The 603-nt window shown below is 41.7% G+C and carries 1 protein-coding gene; it reads left to right on the forward strand.

From position 1 onward, the window contains the following. Positions 1-222: 222 nt before the first annotated feature. The coding region (locus AC1DVB_RS27860; protein WP_477592092.1) for an iron-containing alcohol dehydrogenase at positions 223-603 on the forward strand (381 nt) is incomplete at its 3' end.

Raw genomic sequence — 603 nt, forward strand, 5'->3', positions numbered from 1 at the left:
AATTATCAGTGCGGATGGAGATATTAGCCAGGGCAAAAGGGAAAGGGATTGAAGAAATCTATCAAAGCAATGAAAAGGAATATGGGGTGTTATAATGCCGAAATAAGATACAAGCATACTGTTAGTTTACATTCATTAATGGATGGCCATTAGGAACTTGAATGCAGCGTATGAACGATCCTTAACTGCGATTATAGACTATTAATTCCGAGGTGAAACGATATGAAGGTAAATGCTCATTCGAATTTTTGGTTAAGGTCTTCGGTTTACAGTGGCACTAACACTCGTTCACTCATACCGGGCCTATTCAATGGTCTGGGGGCAAGAAGGATTCTGCTCGTGAGCGATGCTGGCTTGGAAAATGCAGGCGTCGTTAAAAAAGTTGCCGAAACTTTTGAGCAGCAGAAATTGGGTGCCAAAGCTGAAATAGTTGGACAGTTTCTGGGTGTAACACRAGACGCAGCGAGTAAATGTGTAAACGAAGCATTGAAATATGCACGCGAAGTTCATGCCGATGCCATCCTTGCCATTGGTGGAGGGAGTGTCATCGATACCGCAAAAGCATTGAAATACGGATTATATAAAGGAATTACGGATATAAAT

The sequence above is a fragment of the Peribacillus sp. P4_D6 genome, from assembly GCF_056401795.1.